This window comes from Streptomyces sp. NPDC054783 (assembly GCF_053611725.1).
Genome location: NZ_JBSHAY010000009.1, coordinates 209,255 through 232,052, shown reverse-complemented (window position 1 = coordinate 232,052; position 22,798 = coordinate 209,255). Strand labels below are relative to the sequence as shown.

22 protein-coding genes and 1 riboswitch are annotated in these 22,798 nt (G+C 71.9%); of the genes, 10 read left to right on the top strand and 12 right to left on the bottom strand.

Annotated features, from left to right (window positions below; translation table 11 throughout):
* The first annotated feature begins 11 nt into the window (after positions 1 to 11).
* Positions 12 to 752, top strand: coding sequence for a decaprenylphospho-beta-D-erythro-pentofuranosid-2-ulose 2-reductase (locus ACWGJ5_RS18755; RefSeq protein WP_453310773.1), 741 nt, complete (start codon positions 12 to 14; stop codon positions 750 to 752).
* A gap of 14 nt (positions 753 to 766) precedes the next feature.
* Here the strand turns inward: ACWGJ5_RS18755 and ACWGJ5_RS18750 are convergent, their stop codons facing one another.
* The 3 genes from ACWGJ5_RS18750 to ACWGJ5_RS18740 form a co-directional block, all read right to left on the bottom strand.
* Positions 767 to 1,348, bottom strand: coding sequence for a 2'-5' RNA ligase family protein (locus tag ACWGJ5_RS18750; RefSeq protein ID WP_453310772.1), 582 nt, complete (start codon positions 1,346 to 1,348; stop codon positions 767 to 769).
* Between the two features lie 202 nt (positions 1,349 to 1,550).
* Positions 1,551 to 2,576 (bottom strand): tryptophan--tRNA ligase, encoded by a 1,026-nt coding sequence (gene trpS, locus ACWGJ5_RS18745; RefSeq protein ID WP_453310771.1) that lies wholly within the window; start codon positions 2,574 to 2,576, stop codon positions 1,551 to 1,553.
* 116 nt (positions 2,577 to 2,692) lie between these two features.
* Entirely contained in the window at positions 2,693 to 4,144 is a 1,452-nt protein-coding gene (locus tag ACWGJ5_RS18740; protein ID WP_453310770.1) for a glycine hydroxymethyltransferase, read from the bottom strand.
* 32 nt (positions 4,145 to 4,176) lie between these two features.
* Positions 4,177 to 4,265: riboswitch (ZMP/ZTP riboswitch) on the bottom strand.
* 92 nt (positions 4,266 to 4,357) lie between these two features.
* On the opposite strand from ACWGJ5_RS18740, the gene rocD reads away from it, so the two are divergent.
* The gene (gene rocD, locus ACWGJ5_RS18735) at positions 4,358 to 5,563 is read left to right on the top strand and encodes an ornithine--oxo-acid transaminase (protein WP_453310769.1); all 1,206 of its coding nucleotides are present in this window, start codon (positions 4,358 to 4,360) and stop codon (positions 5,561 to 5,563) included.
* A gap of 10 nt (positions 5,564 to 5,573) precedes the next feature.
* Here rocD and ACWGJ5_RS18730 read toward each other — a convergent pair whose 3' ends face one another.
* Together ACWGJ5_RS18730 and ACWGJ5_RS18725 are read right to left on the bottom strand one after the other, a co-directional pair.
* Entirely contained in the window at positions 5,574 to 6,758 is a 1,185-nt protein-coding gene (locus ACWGJ5_RS18730) for a glutathionylspermidine synthase family protein (protein WP_453310768.1), read from the bottom strand.
* 12 nt (positions 6,759 to 6,770) lie between these two features.
* A complete protein-coding gene (locus ACWGJ5_RS18725) occupies positions 6,771 to 7,118 on the bottom strand; it encodes a hypothetical protein (protein WP_453310767.1) in 348 nt (115 codons plus the stop codon).
* Between the two features lie 126 nt (positions 7,119 to 7,244).
* Between ACWGJ5_RS18725 and ACWGJ5_RS18720 the strand changes: the two genes are divergently transcribed.
* On the top strand, positions 7,245 to 8,072 hold the full coding sequence (locus ACWGJ5_RS18720; protein ID WP_453310828.1) for a DMT family transporter: 828 nt from the start codon (positions 7,245 to 7,247) through the stop codon (positions 8,070 to 8,072).
* A gap of 15 nt (positions 8,073 to 8,087) precedes the next feature.
* On the opposite strand, the gene pdxR is transcribed toward ACWGJ5_RS18720, so the two are convergent.
* Positions 8,088 to 9,476, bottom strand: coding sequence for a MocR-like pyridoxine biosynthesis transcription factor PdxR (gene pdxR / locus ACWGJ5_RS18715; protein WP_453310766.1), 1,389 nt, complete (start codon positions 9,474 to 9,476; stop codon positions 8,088 to 8,090).
* Between the two features lie 47 nt (positions 9,477 to 9,523).
* Here pdxR and ACWGJ5_RS18710 point away from each other — a divergent pair, with 47 nt between their 5' ends.
* The 3 genes from ACWGJ5_RS18710 to ACWGJ5_RS18700 are packed head-to-tail and all read left to right on the top strand — an operon-like array spanning position 9,524 to position 11,183.
* The gene (locus ACWGJ5_RS18710; protein ID WP_453310765.1) at positions 9,524 to 10,024 is read left to right on the top strand and encodes a carboxymuconolactone decarboxylase family protein; all 501 of its coding nucleotides are present in this window, start codon (positions 9,524 to 9,526) and stop codon (positions 10,022 to 10,024) included.
* Positions 10,021 to 10,464 carry a carboxymuconolactone decarboxylase family protein gene (locus tag ACWGJ5_RS18705; protein WP_453310764.1) on the top strand — a complete coding sequence of 148 codons (444 nt, stop codon included), beginning with the start codon at positions 10,021 to 10,023 and terminating at the stop codon, positions 10,462 to 10,464. Before ACWGJ5_RS18710 ends, ACWGJ5_RS18705 begins: the two co-directional genes overlap by 4 nt.
* The gene (locus tag ACWGJ5_RS18700) at positions 10,461 to 11,183 is read left to right on the top strand and encodes an isocitrate lyase/PEP mutase family protein (protein WP_453310763.1); all 723 of its coding nucleotides are present in this window, start codon (positions 10,461 to 10,463) and stop codon (positions 11,181 to 11,183) included. Before ACWGJ5_RS18705 ends, ACWGJ5_RS18700 begins: the two co-directional genes overlap by 4 nt.
* Before the next feature lie 5 nt (positions 11,184 to 11,188).
* On the opposite strand, the gene ACWGJ5_RS18695 is transcribed toward ACWGJ5_RS18700, so the two are convergent.
* Genes ACWGJ5_RS18695 through ACWGJ5_RS18675 form a run of 5 tightly spaced genes read right to left on the bottom strand, consistent with a single transcriptional unit; the run spans position 11,189 to position 18,256 of the window.
* Complete coding sequence (locus tag ACWGJ5_RS18695) at positions 11,189 to 12,142, bottom strand: ABC transporter substrate-binding protein (RefSeq protein ID WP_453310762.1); 954 nt, start codon at positions 12,140 to 12,142, stop codon at positions 11,189 to 11,191.
* Position 12,143: 1 nt separating this feature from the next.
* Positions 12,144 to 14,069, bottom strand: a complete 1,926-nt coding sequence (locus ACWGJ5_RS18690) for an ABC transporter permease (protein WP_453310761.1) — start codon at positions 14,067 to 14,069, stop codon at positions 12,144 to 12,146.
* Complete coding sequence (locus tag ACWGJ5_RS18685; protein WP_453310760.1) at positions 14,069 to 15,169, bottom strand: quaternary amine ABC transporter ATP-binding protein; 1,101 nt, start codon at positions 15,167 to 15,169, stop codon at positions 14,069 to 14,071. Before ACWGJ5_RS18685 ends, ACWGJ5_RS18690 begins: the two co-directional genes overlap by 1 nt.
* Positions 15,166 to 16,698 (bottom strand): GMC family oxidoreductase, encoded by a 1,533-nt coding sequence (locus ACWGJ5_RS18680; RefSeq protein ID WP_453310759.1) that lies wholly within the window; start codon positions 16,696 to 16,698, stop codon positions 15,166 to 15,168. The genes ACWGJ5_RS18685 and ACWGJ5_RS18680 overlap by 4 nt, the downstream gene beginning before the upstream one ends.
* A gap of 37 nt (positions 16,699 to 16,735) precedes the next feature.
* The gene (locus ACWGJ5_RS18675; RefSeq protein WP_453310758.1) at positions 16,736 to 18,256 is read right to left on the bottom strand and encodes an aldehyde dehydrogenase family protein; all 1,521 of its coding nucleotides are present in this window, start codon (positions 18,254 to 18,256) and stop codon (positions 16,736 to 16,738) included.
* A 324-nt stretch (positions 18,257 to 18,580) separates the two neighbouring features.
* Between ACWGJ5_RS18675 and ACWGJ5_RS18670 the strand changes: the two genes are divergently transcribed.
* From ACWGJ5_RS18670 to ACWGJ5_RS18660, 3 genes are read left to right on the top strand one after another with little or no spacing between them, the layout of a single operon-like run.
* Entirely contained in the window at positions 18,581 to 18,745 is a 165-nt protein-coding gene (locus tag ACWGJ5_RS18670) for a hypothetical protein (protein ID WP_453310757.1), read from the top strand.
* A gap of 23 nt (positions 18,746 to 18,768) precedes the next feature.
* Positions 18,769 to 19,380, top strand: a complete 612-nt coding sequence (locus ACWGJ5_RS18665; protein WP_453310756.1) for a DUF2637 domain-containing protein — start codon at positions 18,769 to 18,771, stop codon at positions 19,378 to 19,380.
* A 54-nt stretch (positions 19,381 to 19,434) separates the two neighbouring features.
* Entirely contained in the window at positions 19,435 to 20,358 is a 924-nt protein-coding gene (locus ACWGJ5_RS18660; RefSeq protein WP_453310755.1) for a GNAT family N-acetyltransferase, read from the top strand.
* Here the strand turns inward: ACWGJ5_RS18660 and ACWGJ5_RS18655 are convergent.
* On the bottom strand, positions 20,335 to 21,261 hold the full coding sequence (locus ACWGJ5_RS18655; protein WP_453310754.1) for a LysR family transcriptional regulator: 927 nt from the start codon (positions 21,259 to 21,261) through the stop codon (positions 20,335 to 20,337). The two genes, ACWGJ5_RS18660 and ACWGJ5_RS18655, sit on opposite strands and share 24 nt — an antisense overlap.
* Positions 21,262 to 21,363: 102 nt before the next feature.
* On the opposite strand from ACWGJ5_RS18655, the gene ACWGJ5_RS18650 reads away from it, so the two are divergent.
* Positions 21,364 to 22,761, top strand: a complete 1,398-nt coding sequence (locus tag ACWGJ5_RS18650) for an MFS transporter (protein ID WP_453310753.1) — start codon at positions 21,364 to 21,366, stop codon at positions 22,759 to 22,761.
* The last annotated feature ends 37 nt before the right edge of the window (positions 22,762 to 22,798 follow it).

Sequence of the window (22,798 nt, the reverse complement as noted above, 5' to 3'; positions counted from 1 at the left end):
CGGTCACCGACATGCCTGGAGACACCGCCTTCGGCCTCCCCCAGTCCCTGCTCGTCCTCGGCGGCACGTCCGAGATCGCGCTGGCCACCACGCGCCGGCTGATCGCCCGCCGCACCCGCACGGTATGGCTGGCGGGCCGCCCCTCACCGGCCCTGGAACAGGCGGCCGAGAGCCTGCGCGCACTCGGCGCGCACGTCCGTACCGTCGCCTTCGACGCCCTCGACCCCGAGTCCCACGAGATGGCCCTCGGCAAGGTCTTCGCCGAGGGCGACATCGACCTGGTGCTGCTCGCCTTCGGCATCCTCGGCGACCAGGCCCACGACGAACGGGACCCGGTACGCGCCGTCCAGGTCGCCCGGACCAACTACACCGGGGCCGTCTCCGCGGGCCTGGTCGCCGCCCGCGCCCTGCAGGACCAGGGGCACGGCTCCCTCGTGGTCCTGTCCTCCGTCGCCGGCGAGCGGGCCCGCCGCGCCGACTTCATCTACGGCTCCAGCAAGGCCGGCCTCGACACCTTCGCCCAGGGCCTCGGCGACGCCCTGCACGGCACGGGCGTGCACGTGATGGTCGTACGGCCCGGGTACGTCCGGGGAGAAGGACCTCTCACCACGACCCCGGAGGCGGTGGCCACGGCCATCGAACTGGGTCTGCGTAGACGCTCGGAGGTGGTGTGGGTACCGGGGGCGCTGCGGCTGGTGATGGCGGCGCTGCGGCACCTGCCGAGGGCGCTGTTCCGACGGCTGCCCGTCTGAGGCCCCACGCCTCGCTACGACACCGCGCTGCGGCCCACTCCACGCAGCGCACCGGCCTGCGGCGGTACCACCGTTCCCCCGAACGTGTACTCCCGCAGCTTGCGCCACACACCGTCAGCGCCCTGCTCGTACAAGGCGAAACCCGTGCACGGCCACTGCGCGTCGAAGCCGGCCAGTTCCTCGAAGGCACGGTCCATCGCCGCCTCGTCGATGCCGTGCGCGACCGTGACATGCGGGTGGTACGGGAACTGCAGCTCCCGCGCCAGCGGTCCCGACGCGGCCCGCACCCGCTGCTGCAGCAGGGTGCAGTCCTCGGCTCCCTGGACGACACGGACGTAGACCACCGGGGACAGCGGACGGAACGTGCCGGTGCCGGACAGCCGCATCGGGAACGGCCGTCCGCCCGCGGCGACCTCGGTGAGGTGCGCCTCGACGGCCGGCAGTTCGCTCTCGTCGAGCTCGGTCGGCGGCAGCAGCGTGACGTGCGTGGGGATGCCGTGAGCCGCGGCGTCGCCGAAGCCCGCGCGCCGCTCCTGGAGCAGGCCGCCGTGAGGCTCCGGGACCGCGATCGACACGCCGATCGTTACGGTCCCCACGTCGTCTCCTGTCGTCGGTCTCTCGTCCGTCTGTCGTCCGTCCGTCGTCTGCGCGGCCGTCCCGTTTCGTCACGTTCGGGCCGTTGGCTATCGACTGTACGGCCACGGGTGTCCCGTGGGCAGGCGCAGCGGAAGTGATGTGCAGCGCTCTGCCGACCGGGACGTGTGTACGGTCGTGCGCCTCGGCGCCGGTCCGTGCTCCTCAGTGCTTCGCCGGCAGGAAACCGACGCGGTCGTAGGCGTGCGCCAGCGTCTCCGCGGCGACCGCGCGCGCCTTCTCCGCGCCCTTGGCCAGGATCGAGTCGAGCGTCTCGGAGTCGTCCAGGTACTGATGGGTGCGCTCCCGGAACGGCGTCACGAACTCGACCATCACCTCGGCGAGGTCGGTCTTGAGTGCGCCGTACATCTTGCCCTCGTACTCCCGCTCCAGGTCGGCGATCGACTTGCCGGTGAGCGTGGAGTAGATGGTGAGGAGGTTCGACACGCCCGGCTTGTTCTCCGCGTCGTAGCGGATCACGGTGTCGGTGTCGGTGACGGCGCTCTTGACCTTCTTGGCGGTGGTCTTCGGCTCGTCGAGCAGGTTGATCAGGCCCTTCGGCGTGGACGCCGACTTGCTCATCTTGATCGACGGGTCCTGCAGGTCGTAGATCTTCGCCGTCTCCTTGAGGATGTACGGCGACGGGATCGTGAACGTCTGCCCGAAGCGGCCGTTGAAGCGCTCGGCCAGGTCGCGGGTCAGCTCGATGTGCTGACGCTGGTCCTCGCCGACCGGCACCTCGTTCGCCTGGTAGAGGAGGATGTCGGCGACCTGGAGGATCGGGTACGTGAACAGGCCGACCGAGGCCCGCTCGGCACCCTGCTTGGCGGACTTGTCCTTGAACTGGGTCATGCGGCTGGCCTCGCCGAAGCCGGTGAGGCAGTTCATGATCCAGGCGAGCTGGGCGTGCTCGGGGACGTGGCTCTGGACGAAGAGCGTGCAGCGGTCCGGGTCCAGACCGGCGGCCAGCAGCTGCGCGGCGGCGAGCCGGGTGTTGGCCCGCAGCTCCTTCGGGTCCTGCGGGAGCGTGATCGCGTGCAGGTCGACGACCATGTAGAACGCGTCGTGGGTCTCCTGCAGGGCCACCCACTGGCGGACGGCGCCGAGGTAGTTGCCGAGGTGGAACGAACCGGCGGTGGGCTGGATGCCGGAGAGCACGCGGGGTCGGTCAGCAGAGGCCATGTTTTTCATTGTTGCAGAGAGCACGGGGGGTTCCGTGCGTGGGGAACTGCGCGTGCACCGTGGTTGCCCGCGCCCCGCGGCGGAGCCGCATATCGGATGCGGCCCCGCGCCTCTCAGGGGGCGCTTCAGCCCAGGTCGATCTCCGGGTAGAGCGGGAAGCCCGCCACCAGGTCCGTCGCCCGCTGGGCGATCTCCTGGGCCACCTTCTCGTCCAGGACGTGGGCCGCCTTGCTCGGGGCGCCCGACTTGGTGGTGCCCGGCTCGGTGGTGGTGAGGACGCGGTCGATCAGGCCCGCCACCTCGTCCATCTCCGCCGTGCCCAGCCCGCGGGTCGTGAGCGCGGGGGTGCCGATGCGGATGCCGGAGGTGTACCAGGCGCCGTTGGGGTCGGCCGGGATGGCGTTGCGGTTGGTGACGATGCCCGAGTCGAGCAGGGCCGCTTCGGCCTGGCGGCCGGTGAGGCCGTAGGAGGTGGCGACGTCGATCAGGTTGAGGTGGTTGTCGGTGCCGCCGGTGACCAGGGTGGCGCCGCGCCGCATCAGGCCCTCGGCCAGGGCGCGGGAGTTGTCGACGATGCGCCGGGCGTAGTCCTGGAAGGAGGGCTGACGCGCCTCGGCGAGGGCGACCGCCTTGGCGGCCATGACGTGGGGCAGCGGGCCGCCGAGGACCATCGGGCAGCCGCGGTCGACCTGGTCCCTGAGGGAGTCGTCGCACAGGACCATGCCGCCGCGCGGGCCGCGCAGCGACTTGTGGGTGGTGGTGGTGACGATCTGGGCGTGCGGGACCGGGTCGAAGTCGCCGGTCAGGACCTTGCCGGCGACGAGGCCCGCGAAGTGCGCCATGTCGACCATGAGGGTCGCGCCGACCTCGTCGGCGATCTCGCGCATGATCCGGAAGTTCACCAGACGGGGGTACGCCGAGTAGCCGGCGACGACGATCAGCGGCTTGAACTCGCGGGCCTGGGCGCGCAGGGCCTCGTAGTCGATGAGGCCGGTCGCCGGGTCGGTGCCGTAGGAGCGCTGGTCGAACATCTTGCCGGAGATGTTCGGGCGGAAGCCGTGGGTGAGGTGACCGCCGGCGTCCAGGGACATGCCGAGCATGCGCTGGTTGCCGAAGGCCTGGCGCAGCTCGGCCCAGTCGGCCTCGGTCAGGTCGTTGACCTGGCGGGCGCCGGTCTTCTGCAGGAAGGGGGCCTCGACCCGGTCGGCGAGGACGGCCCAGAAGGCGACGAGGTTGGCGTCGATGCCGGAGTGCGGCTGGACGTAGGCGTGGCGGGCGCCGAAGAGCTCGCGGGCGTGCTCGGCGGCCAGGGCCTCCACGGTGTCGACGTTGCGGCAGCCGGCGTAGAAGCGGCGGCCGACGGTGCCCTCGGCGTACTTGTCGCTGAACCAGTTGCCCATGGCCAGGAGCGTGGCCGGGGAGGCGTAGTTCTCGGAGGCGATCAGCTTGAGCATCGCGCGCTGGTCGGTGACCTCCTGGCCGATCGCGTCGGCGACGCGCGGTTCGACGGCGCGGACGACGTCGAGGGCGGCACGGAAGGCGGTGGACTCGGTGGACAGGGGCTGCTGCTCTGGCATGAGGACCTCCGGACGGCGTGTGTACAGCGTTCACGTTCGGCCCAGGCGCACGGCACACATCACACTCGGGCCGCTCCCCGATGGTCCGTCCCATCCCAGCGCGCCAGTCACGACCCGTTGATCAGCCTACCGGGCGAGCCGGACGGCGCAGGTCCCGCGTCCACCATGCGAGCGACGATAGGAAGGGGGCCACCGTCCTTTCCGGGAGAGGCCATGACCGCTGCAGAAGACCTCGTCGCCGCCGCCGAAGCCCACTGTGCGCCCACCTACCATCCGCTGCCGGTCGTCGTGGCCACGGCGGAGGGGGCGTGGATGACGGATGTGGAGGGGAGGCGCTATCTGGACCTGCTGGCGGGCTACTCGGCGCTGAACTTCGGGCACGGCAACCGGCGGCTGATCGAGGCGGCGAAGGCCCAGCTGGAGCGGGTGACGCTGACCTCCCGCGCCTTCCTGCACGACCGGTTCGCGGCGTTCTGCACGGAGCTGGCCGAGCTGTGCGGGATGGAGATGGTGCTGCCCGTGAACACCGGCGCGGAGGCGGTGGAGAGCGCGGTGAAGACGGCCCGGAAGTGGGGGTACCGGGTGAAGGGGGTGCCCGCGGAGATGGCGAAGATCGTGGTCGCGGGCGGCAACTTCCACGGGCGTACGACGACCATCATCAGCTTCTCCACCGACCCGGAGGCCCGGGCGGACTTCGGGCCGTACACGCCGGGGTTCGAGATCGTGCCGTACGGCGATCTGACGGCGATGCGTCAGGCGCTGACGGAGAACACCGTGGCGGTGCTGCTGGAGCCGATCCAGGGCGAGAACGGGGTGATCGTGCCGCCGGCCGGCTATCTCCCCGCGGTCCGGGAGCTGGCCCGCGAGCGGAACGTGCTGTTCGTCGCCGACGAGGTCCAGTCGGGTCTCGGCCGCACCGGGCGGACCTTCGCGTGCGAGCACGAGGGGGTGGTCCCGGACATGTACGTGCTGGGCAAGGCGCTGGGCGGCGGGATCGTGCCGGTGTCGGCGGTGGTGTCGAGCGCGGAGGTGCTCGGGGTGTTCCGGCCGGGCGAGCACGGCTCGACGTTCGGCGGGAATCCGCTGGCCTGCGCGGTGGCGCTGGAGGTGATCGCGATGCTGCGCACGGGCGAGTTCCAGGCCCGGGCGGCCGAGCTGGGCGAGCGGATGCACCGGGAGCTGCGGACGCTGCTCGACACGGGCGCGGTGACGGCGGTGCGCGGGCGCGGGCTGTGGGCCGGCGTGGACATCGCGCCGAAGGCCGGCACGGCGAGGGAGGTCTCCGAGCGGCTGATGGACCGCGGGGTGCTGGTGAAGGACACCCACCGCGCCACCGTACGACTCGCTCCGCCGCTGGTGATCGGTGAGGAGGACCTGGACTGGGGGCTGGAGCAGTTCCGGGCGGCGCTGAGCGGCTGAGGCGCAGGGGTCAGAGGATCACATGGGGCAGGAAGCGGGCGTACTCGTCGGTGATCAGGCCGGAGGACTCACGGATGCCGAGGCCCGCCGGCTCGTCCTGCACGACCCAGGCGCCGAGGACGACGTGGTTGCCGTCGAAGGCGGGCAGCGGGGCGAGCTGCTGGTAGCAGCAGGGCTCGTCGCGGAGTACGGCCGGGGCGCCCGGCCGGTGCACGGTGACGCCCTCGCCCTCGCGGCCGAGCAGCGGTTTGGCGACGTAGCCGGGTGCGGAGGCCAGCTCGCGGGGGCCGTCGAGGTAGGCGGGGAGGAGGTTGGGGTGGCCCGGGTACAGCTCCCAGAGGATCGCCAGCAGGGCCTTGTTGCTGAGCAGCATCTTCCAGACGGGTTCGATCCACAGGGTGCTGCCGGTGCCGCCGCCGTTGTCGAGGGTGTCCAGGACGTGTCCGCCGAAGGCGTCGGTGGTCAGCCACTCCCACGGGTAGAGCTTGAAGATGCCTCGGATGAACCGGAGTTGGTTGTCGACGAAGCGGCCGGAGAGGCTGTCCCAGCCGATCTCCTCCATGGACAGCCAGTCGGTGTCGAGGCCCGCCTGTTCGGCCGTCTCCTTCAGGTAGGCGACCGTCATCAGGTCCTCGCCGAGTTCGTCGGCCGAGGAGTGCGCGAAGTGCAGCGGGCTGCCGGGGGGCAGCAGCGCGGCCTGCGTCCGCCAGGCCTCGACGAGGCGTTCGTGCAGGGAGTTCCACTGGTCGGCGCCCGGGAAGCGCTCCTCCATCCAGAACCACTGCGGCGAGGCGGCCTCCACCAGCGAGGTCGGGGTGTCGGCGTTGTACTCCAGCAGCCTGGCCGGGCCGGTGCCGTCGTAGCGGAGGTCGAACCGGCCGTAGACGGAGGGGAGTTCGGCGCGGCGCCGCCAGGACTCGGTGACGGCGGCTGCAACGGCCGGGTCGGTGATGCCGAGGTCGGCGAGCCGGTCCTCGGCCACGATGTGCTCGGCGGCCGCGAGGCACATGCGGTGCAGTTCCTCGACGGTCTCCTCCAGCGCCTCGACCTCCGCCAGGGTGAAGACGTAGTAGGCGCTCTCGTCCCAGTAGGGGCGCAGGGAGCCGTCGGGGTGGCGGGTGAGGGGGTAGATCAGCCCCTGCTCCTCGACGGTCTGCTGCCAGCCCGGACGGGGTGTGGTGGTACGGCGTTCCATGGGCCGGTGCCGTCAGCCGCCGGAGCTGTGGTGGCCGCCGCCGAAGCCGCCGCGGTGGACCCCGCTGCCGCCGTGGCTGCCGCCCGAACCCGACCTGGGCCTGGTGAAGGAGCCGCCGCTCACCCAGGAGCCCTTCTTCCTGCCGCCGTAGTACCAGCCGCCGTCGACGGAGGTCTTCAGGGAGGAGGACGTGCAGTTCTTTTCGGAGACGACCTTGTAGCCCTTGGCGTAGGTGTAGCTGTCGCGGTCGACGCAGCGCTTGTCCGGGTCGGAGGAGCAGGCGGTGAGGGCGGCGGCCAGCAGGCCCATGCCGCCGAGGACGACCGTGCCCGAGCGCAGCCGGCGGCGCGTGTTCTCCATCGTGGTGTTCCCCCGCATGTCGGCCTGTTCGTAGGACTGTCGGATCAGCCTAGAGAACGGTAAGAGAGCAGGCCGCAGTGGGTTGCCACGTCGCCCCTCTCCTAGAGTCCCTTTGTGCTCTTTGGAATGGTGTGCGCCCTTGGCGCGGCGGTCTGCTTCGGCACCGCGACGGTGTTGCAGGCGGTGGCCGCGCGGGCGGTCGGTACGGACGGCGGGGGTGAGGCGGCACTGCTGTTGCGGGCGCTGCGGCAGTGGCGGTACCTGGCGGGGCTCGCGCTGGACGGGCTCGGCTTCCTTTTCCAGATCGCGGCACTGCGGTCGCTTCCGATCTACGCGGTCAGCGCGGCGCTGGCCTCCAGCCTGGCGGTGACCGCGGTGGTCGCGGCGCGGCTGCTGCGGGTGCGGCTGAGCGGCACGGAGTGGGGCGCGGTGGGCGTGGTGTGCGCAGGCCTCGCGATGCTGGGGCTGGCGTCCGGGCCGGAGGGGAACCAGGACGGTTCGGACACGTTGCGGTACGTGATGCTCGCGGTCGCGGTCGGCATGCTGCTGCTCGCGTTCGCGGGCGGCCGGCTGTCCGGCACGAGCCGGGCGCTCGTGCTCGGGCTCGGGGCCGGCTTCGGGTTCGGGGTGGTGGAGGTGTCGGTCCGGCTGATCGACAGCCTGGTGCCGCTGGATCTCCTGACCAACCCTGCGGCCTATGCGCTGCTGATCGGAGGAGGCGCGGCGTTCATGCTGCTGACCTCGGCCCTGCAGCGGGGTTCCGTGACCACCGCCACCGCCGGCTTGGTGATCGGCGAGACCATCGGTCCGGCGGCCGTGGGCGTGGTGTGGCTGGGCGACCGCACGAAGGAGGGGCTCGCCTGGCTGGCGGTGCTGGGATTCCTGGTGGCCGTGGTGGGGGCGTTGGCGCTGGCCCGGTTCGGGGAGGCGCCGGTGGTGGCCGAGGAAGCCTGAGGTCGCCTCGGTGTCCTACGGCAACACCCTGCACAGCGCGTCCAACGCCCCCGACCACGCGCTGTCCGGCGGCGTCGCGTAGCCCACCACCAGCGCGTCCAGCGGCTCGGCGACGGCCTCCGGGTGGCGGTGGAAGGCGAGGCCGTGCAGGGCCAGGCCCTGCCAGGCCGCGGCCTGGACCACCGACTTTTCCATGCCGGCCGGCAGCCGCAGCACCGCGTGCAGGCCGGCGGCGATGCCGGTGACCGTCACCTCGGGGGCGCGGGCGGAGACGGCGGCGGCGAGGGCGTCGCGGCGGCGCCGGTAGCGCAGCCGGGAGGAGCGGACGTGGCGGTCGTACACGCCGGAGGTGATGAACTCGGCGAGGGTGAGCTGCTCCAGCACTCCCACGGTGTCCACGCCGCCCTTGGCCGAGGCCGCCTCCTCCGCCAGGGACGCCGGCACCACCATCCAGCCCAGTCGCAGTCCGGGGGCCAGGGACTTGCTGGCGGTACCGAAGTAGATCACGCGGTCGGGGTCGAGGCCCTGCAGGGCGCCGACGGGCTGGCGGTCGTAGCGGAACTCGCCGTCGTAGTCGTCCTCCAGGATCAGCCCGCCGGTGCGCCGCGCCCACTCCACTACGGCGGCCCGCCGGTCGGGGCGCAGGGGCGTGCCCATGGGGAACTGGTGGGCGGGGGTGAGGAGGACCGCGCTCGCGTCCGTCAACGGGGTCGTGTCGGTGCCCAGTTGGTCGTACGGGAGTGCGGGGGTCGTCAGGCCTGCCGCGCGTAGCAGGTTCCAGTGCACCTTCAGGCCGTACGACTCGACCGCCACCGTGCGCACCCCCCGCGCCCGCAGCACCGTGCCGAGCAGCCGCAGGGCGTGCGAGAAGCCCGCGGTGATCAGGACGGAGTCCGGGTGGGCGCGCACGCCCCGGGCGCGGGCGAGATAACCGGCCAGGGCTTCGCGCAGCTCGGGGCGGCCGCGCGGGTCGCCGTAGCCGAGGGCCTGGTAGGGGGCCGTGGTCAGGGCGCGGCGGGCGGCCTTGAGCCACTCCGTGCGGGGGAAGGCGGCCAGGTCCGGGGTGCCGGGGATGAGGCTGTAGGTGGGGCGGACGGGTTCCCTGCGCCGGGGTGCCGCATCCGCCGGCGGGACGACGGCACGGTCCGCCACCCGCGTGCCCGAGCCCTGCCGGGCGGTGAGCCAGCCCTCCGCCACCAGGTCCGCGTAGGCCTCGGCGACGGTGTTGCGGGCGATGCCGAGGTCGGCGGCGAGGGTGCGGGAGGAGGGCAGCCGGGTGCCGGGGGCGAGGCGGCCGGTGCGGACGGCCTCGCGCAGGGCGTCGGTCAGGCCCCGGCGCAGGCCGCCGGAGCCGGCCGGTTCGAGGTGCAGGTCGACGCCCAGAGTGGCCCAGGATTCCGCCATGGAAATGGACCATACTCCTGGGCTGCCTCGCTCATAGGGTCGAAGGCATGAGTGCGGCAGAGGAAACCGTCGAGTGCGCCACCGAGAAGGCCCCGCGACTTGCCTGGGCCAAGCACGCGCCCGAGGTCTACAAGGCGATGATCCGGCTGGACACCGCCGCCAAGCAGGGGCTCGACCCCCAGCTGTACGAGCTGGTGAAGATCCGCGCCTCGCAGCTCAACCACTGCGCCTTCTGCCTCGACATGCACACCAAGGACGCGCTCGCGGCCGGTGAGAGCGTGCAGCGGATCGTGCAGCTCAGCGCCTGGGAGGAGTCGAGGCACTTCTACACGGAGAAGGAGCTGGCGGCGATCGAGCTGACCGAGGCGATCACCGTCCTGACCGACGGATTCGTGTCGGACGAGGTGTACGAGAAGGCGGCCACGCACTTCGGGGAGGCCGAGCTGGCCCAGCTGATCGCCGCGATCACGGTGATCAACGCCTGGAACCGGTTCGGTGTGACCACGCGGATGACCCCGGGCCACTACCAGCCCGGGCAGCACAAGTGAGCCGTACGCAACTGCTCGACCGCGAGGTCGGGCGGGCGATGTCCGGCCTCAGCGCGGCCGCGAAGAAGGGGCTCGGTGATCCGGTCCTCGCCGAACTGGTGATGATCCGCGCCTCGCAGCTCAACCACTGCGCGTTCTGCCTCGACATGCACCTCCGGCTGGCCCGGAAGAACGGGGAGTCGGACGACCGTATCCAGCTTCTGAGCGCCTGGGAGGAGACCGAGGGCCTCTACAGCGAACGGGAGCGGGCCGCGCTCGCGCTGACCGAGGCGGTCACCGTGCTGACCGAGGGGTTTGTGCCGGACGAGGTGTACGAGCGCGCCGCCAAGCACTTCGACGAGGCCGGCCTCGCCCATCTCATCGGCCTGATCACCGTCATCAACGGCTGGAACCGGATCATGGTCAGCCGTCGGATCCCACCAGGGGGTTACCAGCCGTGAGCAAGGTGGACGTGTTCCGGGCGCTGCACCTCAGGCGCCCCCAGGGTGATCCGCTGGTCCTGCCCGGCCCCTGGGACGCGGCCAGTGCGCGGGTGTTCGAGGACGCGGGGTTCCCGGCGCTGGCCACGCCGAGCGCCGGGGTGGCCGCCGCGCTCGGGTACGCGGACGGGGCCACCCCGGCCGACGAGATGTTCGCCGCGGTCGCCCGGATCGCGCGGGCGGTGGACGTGCCGGTGTCGGCGGACATCGAGTGCGGGTACGGGCTCGCGCCGAAGGAGATCGTGGAGCGGCTGCTGGAGGCCGGCGCCGTCGGCTGCAACCTCGAGGACTCGGGCGGGGGTGTCCTCAAGGACCCGCAGGAGCAGGCCGAGTTCCTCGCCGAGGTCCGCTCGGCCGCCGCCGACCGGCTGTTCGTCAACGCCCGCGTGGACGTCTTCGTGCACGGCGACAAGGATCCCGAACGGGCCATCGAGCGGGCCGCGCTGTACGTGGCGGCGGGCGCGGACTGCATCTATCCGATCCTCGCCCCCGCCGGCGTGCTGCCGCTGCTGCGGTCCGGCATCCAGGGCCCGCTGAACGCGCTGGCCCGCCTGGACGGGGAGGGCCCCTCATCCGCCGAACTCGGCGAACTCGGGGCCACCCGCATCACGTTCGGCCCGGGACTGCAGCGGCGGGCCACCGCGGCGGTCCGGGACCTCGCCGACGCCCTCAAGGGATAACGGCGTCAGGACAGCCACTTCTTCCACACGTCGGGGTGGCTGTCCGCCCACTTCCTCGCCGCGTCCTGGGGCGAGAGCTTCTGGTCGGCGATCATCAGGGAGACCTCGTTCTGGTCCTCGGTCGTCCAGCTGAACTTCTTCAGGAAGGCCGCCGCCTTGCCGCCCGACCTGGCGAAGCCGGCGTTGAGGTACTTCTGCAGCGGGGTGTGCGGATAGGCACAGGCGACCTTCGCGGCGTCCGCGTCGCAGCCGTCCTTGTACGGCGGCAGCTTCACCTCCGTCATGGGGACCTTCTTGAACAGCCACTGGGGGGCGTACCAGTACGTCAGGAAGGGCTTGTGCTGCTTGGCGAACTGTTTCATCTGGGTGATCTGGGCGGCCTCGGACCCGGCGAAGACGACCTGGTAGTTCAGCTTCAGGTTGTTCACCAGGGCCTTGTCGTTGGTGACGTACGACGGGGAGCCGTCCATCAGCTGGCCCTTGCCGCCGCTCTCCGCGGTGCGGAAGAGGGAGGCGTACTTGTCGAGGTTCCTCCAGTCGGTGATGTCCGGGTGCTGCTTGGCGAGGTAGGTGGGGACGTACCAGCCGATGTGGCCGGTCACGCCGAGGCCGCCGCCGCGCGTGATCGTCTTCTTGTCCTGGACGTACCGCTTCTCCTGGTCCGGGTGTCCCCAGTCCTCCAGGATGGCGTCGACGCGGCCCTGGCTGAGCGCGTCCCAGGCGGGCACCTCGTCGACCTGGACGGTGTCGACGCGGTAGCCCAGCTTGTGCTCCAGGATGTACTGGGCGACGGCGACGTTGGACTGGGCGCCCACCCAGGACTGCACGGACAGGGTGACGGTCTTCGAGCCCCGGGCGTTCGCGAACGGGCTGGCCTGCTTGGTCATGTCGGCGGCGCCGCAGCCGGTCACCGTCAGCAGCAGCAGCGAGCCCACCGCGAGTGTCGTACGTGCGCGCATGTCAGGCTCCCTTCGCCGCGCGTCGCTCGGTCGGCTGGGTCACCCGGTCGAGCATCAGGCCCAGGCAGACGATCGCGGCACCGGCCACCAGACCGGTCGCGAGGTCGCCCTGGGCGAGGCCGAAGGCGACGTTGTAGCCGAGGGCGCCGCCGCCGACCAGGCCGCCGATGATGACGACGGCGAGGACCAGGACCACACCCTGGTTGACGGCGAGCAGCAACGACCGTTTGGCGAGCGGGAGTTGGACCTGCCACAGCTGCTGCCGGCCGGTCGCGCCGAGCGAGCGGGCCGACTCCAGCGCGGCCGGGTCGACCTGGCGCAGGCCCTGCGCGGTGATCCGGACGACGGCGGGCAGCGCGTAGACGACGGCCGCGGCGACGGCGGGGGCGCGGCCGACGCCGAACAGGGCGACGACCGGGATCAGGTACACGAACTGCGGCATGGTCTGGAAGACGTCCAGGACCGGGCGCAGCGCGCGTTCGACGCGGTCGCTGCGGGCGGCGGCGATGCCGGTCGCGAAGCCGAGGACCAGGGTGACGGCGACGGCCGCGAGCACCTGGGAAAGCGTGTCGAGGGCCGGGTCCCAGACGCCGAGCACGCCGATCGCGGCCATGGCGAGGACGGCGGTCAGGGCGGTGCGCCAGGTGCCGATCGTCCAGGCCAGCGCGGCGACGATCAGCAGCACCGACCACCAGGGCAGCCACTGCAGGCCGCCGCGGACGGGGTCCAGGACCCAGGTGGTGAAGTGGCCTGCCCAGTCGGCCGTACCGCCGATGACCGGGACGCCGGAGTAGAGGTGGTTGGTCATCCAGTCGACGGCGCGGTTGACCGGTTCGGCGATGTTCAGGGTCCAGCCGGAGGGCCAGTCGAGGCGGCCGAGGAGCCGGGCGGCCAGGGCGACGGCCACGGTGACGGCCAGGGCGTAGGCCCAGCCGATGGTCTTCGGGCGTGTGGTGCCGTCGCCTGCCGCTCCGGTCACGCGGTCGAGGACGATCGCGAGCAGCACGATCGGGATGCCGGCGGCGAGGGCCTGGCCGACGTCGACCGAGGCGAGTGCCTGGTAGACGCGGTCGCCGAGGCCGCCGGCGCCGATGACCGAGGCGATGACGGCCATGGACAGCGCCATCATGATCGTCTGGTTGAGGCCGAGGAGGAGTTCTCCCCGGGCCAGCGGGATACGGGCGGTCAGCAGCCGCTGGCGGCGGGTCGCGCCGAGTGACTCCACGGCCTCCAGGACCTCGGGGTCGGCACCGCGCAGGCCGAGCGCGGTGAGGCGGGCCATCGGCGGGGCGGCGTACACGACGGTGGCGAGCACGGCCGCGGGGACGCCGATGCCGAAGACCAGGACGACGGGGAGGAGGTAGGCGAAGGCCGGGAGCACCTGCATGGTGTCCAGGACCGGGCGCAGGGCGCGGTCCAGGCGGTCGGACAGGCCGGCGGCGAGGCCGAGGAGCGCGCCGACGACCACGGAGGCGAGGACCGCGATGACCATCAGCGCGAGGGTCTGCATGGTCGGCACCCACATGCCGAGGGCGCCGCAGGCCAGGAAGGCGATCGCGGTGCCGGCGGCCAGGCGGGCGCCGGCGACGCGCCAGGCGAGCAGGGCGCCGAACGCCGTGACGCCGGTCCAGCCCGCGGCGAGCAGGGTGAGGTAGACGGCTCGTACGGAGAGCACGACCGCGTTGCTGATGTAGCCGAAGAAGTAGAGGAACAGGGGGTGGCTGTCGCGGTTGTCGATCACCCAGTTGCTGGCGCTGGTGAGGGGTTTGTCCAGGCTGACGGTCAGGTCGTGGGGCCAGGATCCGCCGTGGAGGAGGGGCAGGAGTACGGCGGTGACGAGCGCGAGGAGGAGCAGTTTGGCCGCGGTTCTGCTCTTGAGTAGGCGGGGGATGTTCGTGCGGGAAGCCGAAACGGTCAGCGTTGCCATCAGACGGCCTCCGGGCTGGTCCGGGGGCCGGGTACGCCCACGTCGATGCCGGCCACGACGTCCAGCAGCAGCTCGTGGTCCACGGTCCCGACGCAGGTGCCGTCCTCCACCACGCACGCCGGTGTGCCGGTCTCGGCCACGGTCCTGATCGCGTCCGCGACCACCGCGTCCGGGGCCAGCGCGCCCGGGTGCTCCGGGCCGCCGCAGGTGCCCGGCTTCATGGCCGTCCGCACCGTCATCACCTGCTCGCGCGGCACGTCCCGGACGAACTCGCGCACGTAGTCGTCGGCCGGGGAGCCCACGATCTCCTCGGGGCTGCCCAGCTGGACGACCTTGCCGTCACGCATCAGGGCGATGCGGTCGCCCAGCTTGAGGGCCTCGGCGAGGTCGTGGGTGATGAAGACCATCGTGCGGCCCTCCTCGCGGTGCAGGCGGGCCACCTCGTCCTGCATGTCGCGCCGGATGAGCGGGTCGAGGGCGCTGAACGGCTCGTCGAACAGCAGCACCTCGGGGTCGACGGCCAGCGCCCGTGCGAGCCCCACGCGCTGGCGCTGGCCGCCGGAGAGCTGGGCGGGGCGGCGGTGTTCCATGCCTTCGAGGCCGACCTTGGCGACGACCTCGGCGGCCCGCTCGCGCCGCTCGGCCTTGCCCACGCCCTGGATCTCCAGGCCGTACGCCACGTTGTCCAGGACGGTGCGGTGCGGGAGCAGGCCGAAGTGCTGGAAGACCATGGCGGCCCGGTGCCGGCGCAGTTCGCGCAGGCGGGTCTTGTCCATCGCGCGGACGTCCTCGCCGTCGATGGAGATCGTGCCCGCCGTCGGTTCGATCAGGCGGGTGAGGCAGCGGACCAGGGTGGACTTGCCGGAGCCCGACAGGCCCATGACCACGAAGACCTCGCCCTTGCGGACGTCGAAGGAGACGTCGCGGACGGCGGCCGTACAGCCCGTGCGGGCGCGCAGGTCGGCGGGTTCGAGGGCGGCCAGCTCGGGGTCGTCGGGTATCCGCCGCGGCTTGGGGCCGAAGACCTTCCACAGGCCGGAGACGGAGAACACGGGGGTGTCGTTGGTGGGCGGCTTGCGGGTGGGGACGGTGAGGGTCATCGGGCGTCACCTCCGATAAGGTCGACGGCCTTCTCCCCGACCATGAGCACCCCGATCATCGGGTTGACGGCGGTCATGGTCGGGAAGACGGATGCGTCGGCGATGCGGATGCCGTCGAGGCCGCGGATCCTCAGCTCCGGGTCCACTACGGCGAGTTCGTCGTCGGCGGCGCCCATCTTGCAGGTGCCGGCCGGGTGGTAGACGGTGTGCGCGACCTTGCGGGCGTACTCGCCGAGTTCGGCGTCGCCCTGGATCTCGGGGCCGGGGCACACCTCGCGCTTGAGCCAGCCCGTCAGCGGCTCGGTCCTGGCGATCTCACGGGCGGTGCGGATGCCGTCGACCAGGGTCCGGGCGTCGTAGTCGTCCTCGTCGGTGAAGTAGCGGAAGTCGAGGGCGGGCTTGACGGACGGGTCGGCGCTGGTGAGGTAGAGGCGGCCGCGGCTCTTCGGCTTGGGGATGTTCGGGGTCATCGAGACGCCGTACGAGGGGCGTTCGTACCCGAGCCGTTCCGGGTTGTCCGTGAACGGGACCTGGTAGAAGTGGAACATCAGGTCCGGGCCCGCGTGTCCGGGGTCGCGGCGCACGAACAGGCCCGCGTCGGAGTCCATCGCGGAGTTCTCCGGGATCGGGCCGTGGGTCTCCCAGACGATGACCGACTCGGGGTGGTCCAGCAGGTTCTCGCCGACGCCGGGCAGGTCGTGGACGACCGGGATGCCCAGCTCTTCGAGGTCCTTGCGGGGCCCGATGCCCGAGTGCAGCAGCAGGCGGGGCGAATCCACGGCGCCGGCGCACAGCACGACCTCGCTCCGGGCCCGTACCAGCAGTTCCTCGCCGTCCTTGGTGCGTACGTGGACGCCCTCGGCGCGGGTGCCGTTCAGCTCGAGCCGGTACGCCCAGGTCTCCAGCAGGATGGTGAGGTTGGGGCGCTCGTCCATCACCGGGTGCAGGTAGGCCACCGAGGCCGAGGAGCGCTTGTTGTTCTCGGGGTGGTAGGCGAGGTCGAAGAAGCCGACGCCCTCGGTGAACGGCTGCCTGTTGAAGCCCTCGACGCGGGGGACGCCGAGCGCGGCCTGGGCGGCGTCGACGAAGTCGCGGGCGATGGCGTTCCGGTCCTTCTCGTCGACGGAGACGATGTTGTTCTTCAGGCGGGCGAAGTAGGCCTCCATGGGGACGGCGCCCCAGCCCTTGGCGCCGGCCTCCTCCCACTCGTCCCAGTCGGACGGCAGCGGCTTGAAGGAGATGAGGGTGTTGTGGGAGGAACAGCCGCCGAGGACGCGGGCGCGGCTGTGCCGGATGTGGGAGTTGCCGCGTGGCTGCTCCACCGTCGGGTAGTCGTAGTCGAGGTCGCCGCCGAGCAGGCCCATCCAGCGGCGCAGGGTGAGGACGTCGTCGCGGCCGACGTCGCTCGGGCCGCCCTCGATGACGGCGACGGTGACGTCCGGGTTCTCGGTGAGGCGGGAGGCGATGACGGAGCCTGCGGTGCCACCGCCGATGACGATGTAGTCGTAGACGTGGGGGATCTCGGGCATGGGGGTACTACTCCAGAGGTGCGGAAAAGGCAGGGGCTCAGCCGGCGAACCAGCGCACGGGCTTCGGCGCGAGGTTCTGGTAGACGTGCTTGGTCTCGCGGTACTCGGCGAGTCCGGCGGGCCCCAGCTCGCGGCCGGTACCGCTCCGGCCGAAGCCGCCCCACTCCGCCTGCGGCAGGTAGGGGTGGAAGTCGTTGATCCAGACGGTGCCGTGGCGCAGCCGGCCGGCGACGCGGCGGGCCTTGCCGGCGTCGGTGGTCCACACGGCGCCGGCGAGGCCGTACTCGGTGTCGTTGGCGAGGAGGACGGCTTCCTCCTCGGTGCGGAAGGTCTCGACGGTGAGGACCGGGCCGAAGACCTCCTCGCGGACGACCCGCATCTCGCGGTGGCAGGCGTCGAGGACGGTCGGCTCGTAGAAGTAGCCGGACTCCGGGCGCTCCTCACCGGGCTCCGGCCGCTTGCCGCCGCAGCGCAGTACGGCGCCTTCTTCCAGCGCGGAGGCGACGTACGCCTCGACCTTGGCGCGCTGCTGCTCGGAGACGAGCGGGCCGCACTCGACGCCGTCCGCGGTGCCGCGGCCGAGCCTGATCTTCCGCGCGCGGCGGGCGAGTTCGGCGACGAAGCGGTCCCTGATCGATTCCTCGACGATGAGGCGGGCGCCGGCCGAGCAGACCTGGCCGCTGTGGATGAAGGCGGCGTTGAGGGCCTGGTCGACGGCGGTGTCGAAGCCTTCCTCGGTGGCGCAGGCGTCGGCGAAGACGACGTTGGGGTTCTTGCCGCCGAGTTCGAGGGCGACCTTCTTCACGGTGGGGGCGGCGGCCTGGGCCACCTTGGTGCCGCTGGCCAGGCCGCCGGTGAAGGAGACCAGGTCGACGTCGGGGTGCTCGGCGAGGCGGGCGCCCACGGTGTGGCCGGGGCCGGTGACGAGGTTGGCCACGCCTGCGGGCAGTCCGGCCTCCGCCAGCAGCTCGATCAGCGCGACGGTGGTCATCGGGGTGATCTCGCTGGGCTTGATCACGAAGGTGTTGCCGGCGGCGAGCGCCGGGGCGATCTTCCAGCTGGCCTGCAGGAGCGGGTAGTTCCAGGGGGTGATCAGCGCGCAGACGCCGACCGGCTCGTGCACGACGACGCTGTGGATGTCGGGGGAGCCCGCGTCCACGACCCGGCCCGGCGCCTCGGCGGCGACCAGGTCGGCGAAGTAGCGGAAGGCGTCGGCGACGCAGTCGATGTCGATCCGGCCCTCCTCGACGGTCTTGCCCGCGTCCCGGCTCTCCAGCAGGCCGAGTTCCTCGCGGTCGCGCACGAGGAGGTCGGCGGCGCGGCGCAGCAGGGCGGCACGTTCGGCGACCGGGGTGTGCGGCCAGGGGCCGTGGTCGAAGGCCTGCCGGGCCGCGGCGACCGCGCGCTCGGCGTCCTTCTCGTCGCCCTCGGCGACCACGGCGAACGGCCGGGCGTCCGCGGGGTCGAGGATCTCGCGCGTCGCGCCGGAGATCCCTGCCAGCCACTCGCCTCCCGCGTGGATGGTCGCCTGGGCCTGTCGTGCCGTTGTGTCCGCCATGATCGGTGTTGCCTTCCGTTCCTGATCCATGCCCCTGTGTGACATGCGTGTCACGCTCGGGGACCGTCGCCGCCTGCCCAGGACCGGCGTCCCGCATGCGTGATCGAGGCCCGAAAGTGCGCGGCGTCACATCGACCCGCACCCGATCATCAACATCCCGACCATTTGATTCGAGTATTCACGGAATACAATTGGCCGTGCATTTATAATTCCTTCGATCACGCGTCAACAGGAACTCAATAGTCCCCACTTCCGGGTCACTGCATTCCCCCGAATGCCCCAGAGCCCACCTCCATCGGCCGTCGTTAGCTGACCGTGATGCGATTGGACTGGCTCACGGCCGAGGATCATACGACGACCACGCTGCGCTGGGGCGTGGAGGCGGATCTCACCTCGTGCTCGGACCTTCTCGACGATTTCCTGAAAAAAATCAACACCATGGAAAATGAATATCGGCGGACGATGGCGGCTCTGTACAGGGCGTCCTGAGGCGGGGGTACGGAGGTAAACCGATGGACACCTGGAACATCCCGGAACAGGACATCGCGCCGAACGACTGGGACCCCGTCGAGGAACTGGCCCAGATACTGTCCACGCCGACCAGCGTCAGCCCCGTCGCCACCCCCCTGGACCTGCCGCACCCGCGCAGGGTCAGCCGCCGCCGGCTCCGGCAGGACCATCTGCTCGACGGCGGCCGGCGCGTCACCCACATCACGCTGCTGATCGCGACGGTCTCCGTGTGCGCGGTGTGCATGCTGGGCTGGTCCGTCTGCTATTCCTACGGACAGCTCCGCGAAATCGCCTCGTCGGTGCTGCCGTCCGGACTGGCGCAGTGCTGGCCGCTGACGGTGTACGGGCCGTGGTTCGTGGCCGCCCTCTCCGTCCTGCGGGCCACCGCTCAGCGCCGCAGCGCGCGCCGGTCCTGGTGCGTCGTGCTGGCCGCCTCCGCGATGGCCGTGGCGCTGTGCGTCAGCCACTCGTCGCATGCGCTGCTCTCGTTAGTGATCTTCGGGATTCCGCCGGTCACCGCCCTGGTGTGTTTCTGGGAACTCGTCGGCCAGATCTCGGCCAGGAGCCGTCCCCGGCACGCCACGCACAGCGATCCGCCGGATTCCACACCGTGAGACCGGGCCGTCGGTGCCGTGGACGCGGCAGTGGTCTCTGACTACAGTCAAAGAATGGAAGACTTTGACCAGAGTCAAAGACCACCGGTCCGGGCAGAGGACGTGGCCGCCTTCCGCCGCTTCAACCGGTACTTCACCCGCCGCATCGGCGTCCTGGACGACCACTACCTCGGTCAGGACCGTCCGCTCGGCGAGGCCCGGCTGCTGTTCGAGATCGGCGAGGGCGCGTCCCTGCGGGAGCTGCGCCGGCGGCTCGGTCTGGACGCCGGTTACCTGAGCCGGATGACGAAGGCCCTTCAGGCGCAGGGCATGATCCGGCTTGTGGTGCCGGCGCACGACAACCGGCTGCGGCTGGTCGAGCCGACCCCGGCCGGCCGCGCCGAGGTCGCCGAGCAGCACCGCCGGTCGGACGCCCTCGCCGCCGGTCTCCTCGAAGGCCTCGGCCCCGCCCAGCGGGCCGAGCTGACCGCCGCCATGGCGACCGCCGAGCGGCTGCTGCGGCTGGCCGGGATCACCGTGGAGACCGTCGACGGCGCCTCGGCGGACGCGCGGGCCTGCCTGGACGCGTACGCGGCGGACATCGACGCGCGCTTCCCCGAGGGCTACGACAAGGCGGCCCTGGTACGCCCCGAGGAGGTGACCGGCGACGCCGGCGCCTTCCTGGTGGCGTACGAGGAGGGGCGCCCGGTGGGCTGCGGGGCCCTCAGACGCCTCGCCCCCGGGGCCGGCGAGATCCGGCATGTGTGGGTGCACCCCGAGGCGCGCCGACTGGGGCTCGCGCGGCGGCTGCTGGCGGGGCTGGAGCAGGCGGCGCTGGCGCGCGGTCTGGCGGTCGTACGCCTGGACACGCACACCGTGCTCACCGAGGCGCAGGCGATGTACCGGGCGTGCGGGTACGCGGAGATCCCGCGCTACAACGACGACGTCTACGGCGGCCACTGGTTCGAGAAGCGGCTACCTGCCGAGGACGGCGCCTGACACCTCGGTCATCAACTCCCGTACACAGCCGCGCAGCCAGGCGTGGGCGGGGTCGGCGTCGTGCCGGGGATGCCAGGCGAAACCCACCTCGACCGCGGGCAGCGGTAGCGGGATCTCGAAGGTGACCAGGCCGAGGGAGTCGGCCATCGGGCGGCTGTAGGTGGTGATGAGCCCGATCAGGTCGGTCTCGCGCAGCACGAACAGCGAGGCCGGGTAGGTGCCGACGCTGCCCACCACCCGGCGGGCGAGACCGAGTTCGGCCAGGGCGTCGTCGATCGGGCCGCGCTGCCTGCCGCGCCGGGAGACGACGAGATGACCGGCCTCCCCGGCGAACCGTCCGGGCGTCAACTCCCCGTCGAGCAGCGGGTGTCCGGGCCGTACGACGCCCAGCATGCGCTCCTCGTACACCGTCTCCCGGTGCACCTCGGGCGCGGTCGTGTCGACCACCCCGACCTCCAGGTCGGCGGTGCCCTGACGCAGGAGCGGGACGTCCACATGGCTCTCGGACAGGAAGCGCAGCCGGATGCCGGGGGCCTCGCGGGCGGCGCGGGCGAAGAGGGCGGCGCCGTGGGTGGCGGCGATCGCGTCGTGGCCGAGGATCGTGAAGGTGCGGGAGACCGTCCGCACGTCGGTGTCGCGGCCCGGCGCGAACAGGGCCCGGGCGCGCTCCACCACCGCGCTCACCTCGGCCCGTACGGCCAGCGCGTGCGGAGTGGGCACCATCCGGCGTCCGGCGCGCACCAGGACCGGATCGCCGAGCGCCTTGCGGATCCGGCCGAGGGTACGGCTCATGGCGGGTTCGGACAGATGCAGCCGGTGGGCGGCGCCCTGCACGCTCTGTTCCTCCAGCAGCACGTCCAGCGCGACCAGCAGATTCAGGTCGAGCCCGGCGGATTGCGTCATGTGCAGGTATCCCTTGCGGAGGTTGCACTGGAAAGCAGGTCACCGGCGAGCCTACGGTGAGGGCGCATCCCACACCACCCGCCGAAGCTCCCGGGAGGAGCCGTGCCCACGCACGCCCTGAAACGCCCCGTCCTGCTCGCACTGTGCGCCTGCGTCCTGGTCGCGCAGAGCATGGTCGCCGCCATCAACCTCCTCATTCCGCAGCTGAGTTCGTCGTCCCTGCACCCCTCGCACACCGAGGTCCTGTGGACCGTCGACGCCTACGTCATCGTCTTCGCGGGCCTGCTCGTCCCGGCCGGCGCGCTCGGCGACCGGTACGGCCGCAAGGGCGCCCTGCTCGCCGGGCTCTCCCTGTTCGCGGCGGGCGCCGCCACCAGCGCGCTCGCGACCGGCCCGGCCGTCCTGATAGCGGGCCGCGGCCTGTCCGGTGCCGGAGCGGCCCTGATCACCCCGGCCACCGTCTCGATCCTGATGCAGCTGTCCGCGCCCGAGCACCGGGCCCGCTCGATGGGCGCCTGGACCCTGTCGATCGGCCTGGGCGGCGCGGCCGGCAACCTGGGCGGCGGCCTGGCCGGGCAGTTCCTCACCTGGCGCGCCCTGTTCGCGGTGATGGTCCCGCTCGCCGCCGTCCTCGCGGTGGCCGTCTCGACCACGGTCCCGCGCACCGAACGCTCCACCCGGAGCAGCCCCGACCCGCTCGGCACCCTGCTGCTGACGGCGGGCCTGGTGGCGATCCTGTTCGGCATCATCGAGGGCCCGGCGTACGGCTGGACCTCCGCACGCATCCTGGGCGCCTTCGCGGCGGGCGCGCTGCTGATCGCCGCCTTCACCCTGCACGCCCTGCGCTCGGCGGCTCCCCTCTTCGACCCGCGGGTCTTCGCCTCCGCACGGTTGCGGGCGGCCTCCCTCGGCACGGCCACCGGCTTCTTCGGCCTGTTCTCCCTGTTCTTCGTCAACTCGCAGTACCTGCAGGACGTGAAGGGCTACGGCGCCGCCGTCACCGGGGTGGCGATCATGCCCCTGGTCTTCGGGATGGCCGTGGCCCAGAAGCTGGCCACCCGGTGGGCCGGCCGCCCCCGCGCGGTCATCGGCACCGGTCTCGCCCTGATCGGCCTCGGCCTGCTCGGCGCCTCCACGGCCGACGCGGGCACACCGTACGCGGTGTTCGTCTGCTGGCTGCTGGTCATCTCGGCCGGCGCCGGACTGTCCATGCCCGCGCTGACCGTCGGCGTGGTCACCTCCCTCCCGGCCCACCAGGCGGGCCTCGGCTCCGGCCTCGGCACCACGGCCCGCGAGACGGGCGCCGCGCTGGGCGTCGCCGTCACCGGCACGGTGCTGTCGGCCCACACGGACCTGCTCCACGGCATGGGGCCGGCGCTGCGGACGGTGGGGGTGGTGGTGCTGGGGGCAACGGCGCTGGTGGTGGCGGGGTACGGCTCGTTCGCCCGCGCCGACGGGGTGCGGCTGCGCGAGACAGCCGACGGCACCGCGGCTCCCTAGGGGGGCGACCAGCCATGACCCGCACACGGCAGAGCTC

Bases quoted from the DNA above. Each gene is read 5' to 3' on its own strand.
- ACWGJ5_RS18675 (WP_453310758.1), bottom strand. From the start codon at position 18,256: ATGGCGGACACAACGGCACGACAGGCCCAGGCGACCATCCACGCGGGA.
- ACWGJ5_RS18725 (WP_453310767.1), bottom strand. From the start codon at position 7,118: ATGGAGAACACGCGCCGCCGGCTGCGCTCGGGCACGGTCGTCCTCGGC.
- ACWGJ5_RS18755 (WP_453310773.1), top strand. From the start codon at position 12: ATGCCTGGAGACACCGCCTTCGGCCTCCCCCAGTCCCTGCTCGTCCTC.
- ACWGJ5_RS18660 (WP_453310755.1), top strand. From the start codon at position 19,435: ATGGAAGACTTTGACCAGAGTCAAAGACCACCGGTCCGGGCAGAGGAC.
- trpS (WP_453310771.1), bottom strand. From the start codon at position 2,576: ATGAAAAACATGGCCTCTGCTGACCGACCCCGCGTGCTCTCCGGCATC.
- ACWGJ5_RS18740 (WP_453310770.1), bottom strand. From the start codon at position 4,144: ATGCCAGAGCAGCAGCCCCTGTCCACCGAGTCCACCGCCTTCCGTGCC.
- ACWGJ5_RS18720 (WP_453310828.1), top strand. From the start codon at position 7,245: ATGGTGTGCGCCCTTGGCGCGGCGGTCTGCTTCGGCACCGCGACGGTG.
- pdxR (WP_453310766.1), bottom strand. From the start codon at position 9,476: ATGGCGGAATCCTGGGCCACTCTGGGCGTCGACCTGCACCTCGAACCG.
- ACWGJ5_RS18690 (WP_453310761.1), bottom strand. From the start codon at position 14,069: ATGGCAACGCTGACCGTTTCGGCTTCCCGCACGAACATCCCCCGCCTA.
- ACWGJ5_RS18680 (WP_453310759.1), bottom strand. From the start codon at position 16,698: ATGCCCGAGATCCCCCACGTCTACGACTACATCGTCATCGGCGGTGGC.
- ACWGJ5_RS18710 (WP_453310765.1), top strand. From the start codon at position 9,524: ATGAGTGCGGCAGAGGAAACCGTCGAGTGCGCCACCGAGAAGGCCCCG.
- ACWGJ5_RS18730 (WP_453310768.1), bottom strand. From the start codon at position 6,758: ATGGAACGCCGTACCACCACACCCCGTCCGGGCTGGCAGCAGACCGTC.
- rocD (WP_453310769.1), top strand. From the start codon at position 4,358: ATGACCGCTGCAGAAGACCTCGTCGCCGCCGCCGAAGCCCACTGTGCG.
- ACWGJ5_RS18695 (WP_453310762.1), bottom strand. From the start codon at position 12,142: ATGCGCGCACGTACGACACTCGCGGTGGGCTCGCTGCTGCTGCTGACG.
- ACWGJ5_RS18655 (WP_453310754.1), bottom strand. From the start codon at position 21,261: ATGACGCAATCCGCCGGGCTCGACCTGAATCTGCTGGTCGCGCTGGAC.
- ACWGJ5_RS18685 (WP_453310760.1), bottom strand. From the start codon at position 15,169: ATGACCCTCACCGTCCCCACCCGCAAGCCGCCCACCAACGACACCCCC.
- ACWGJ5_RS18665 (WP_453310756.1), top strand. From the start codon at position 18,769: ATGGACACCTGGAACATCCCGGAACAGGACATCGCGCCGAACGACTGG.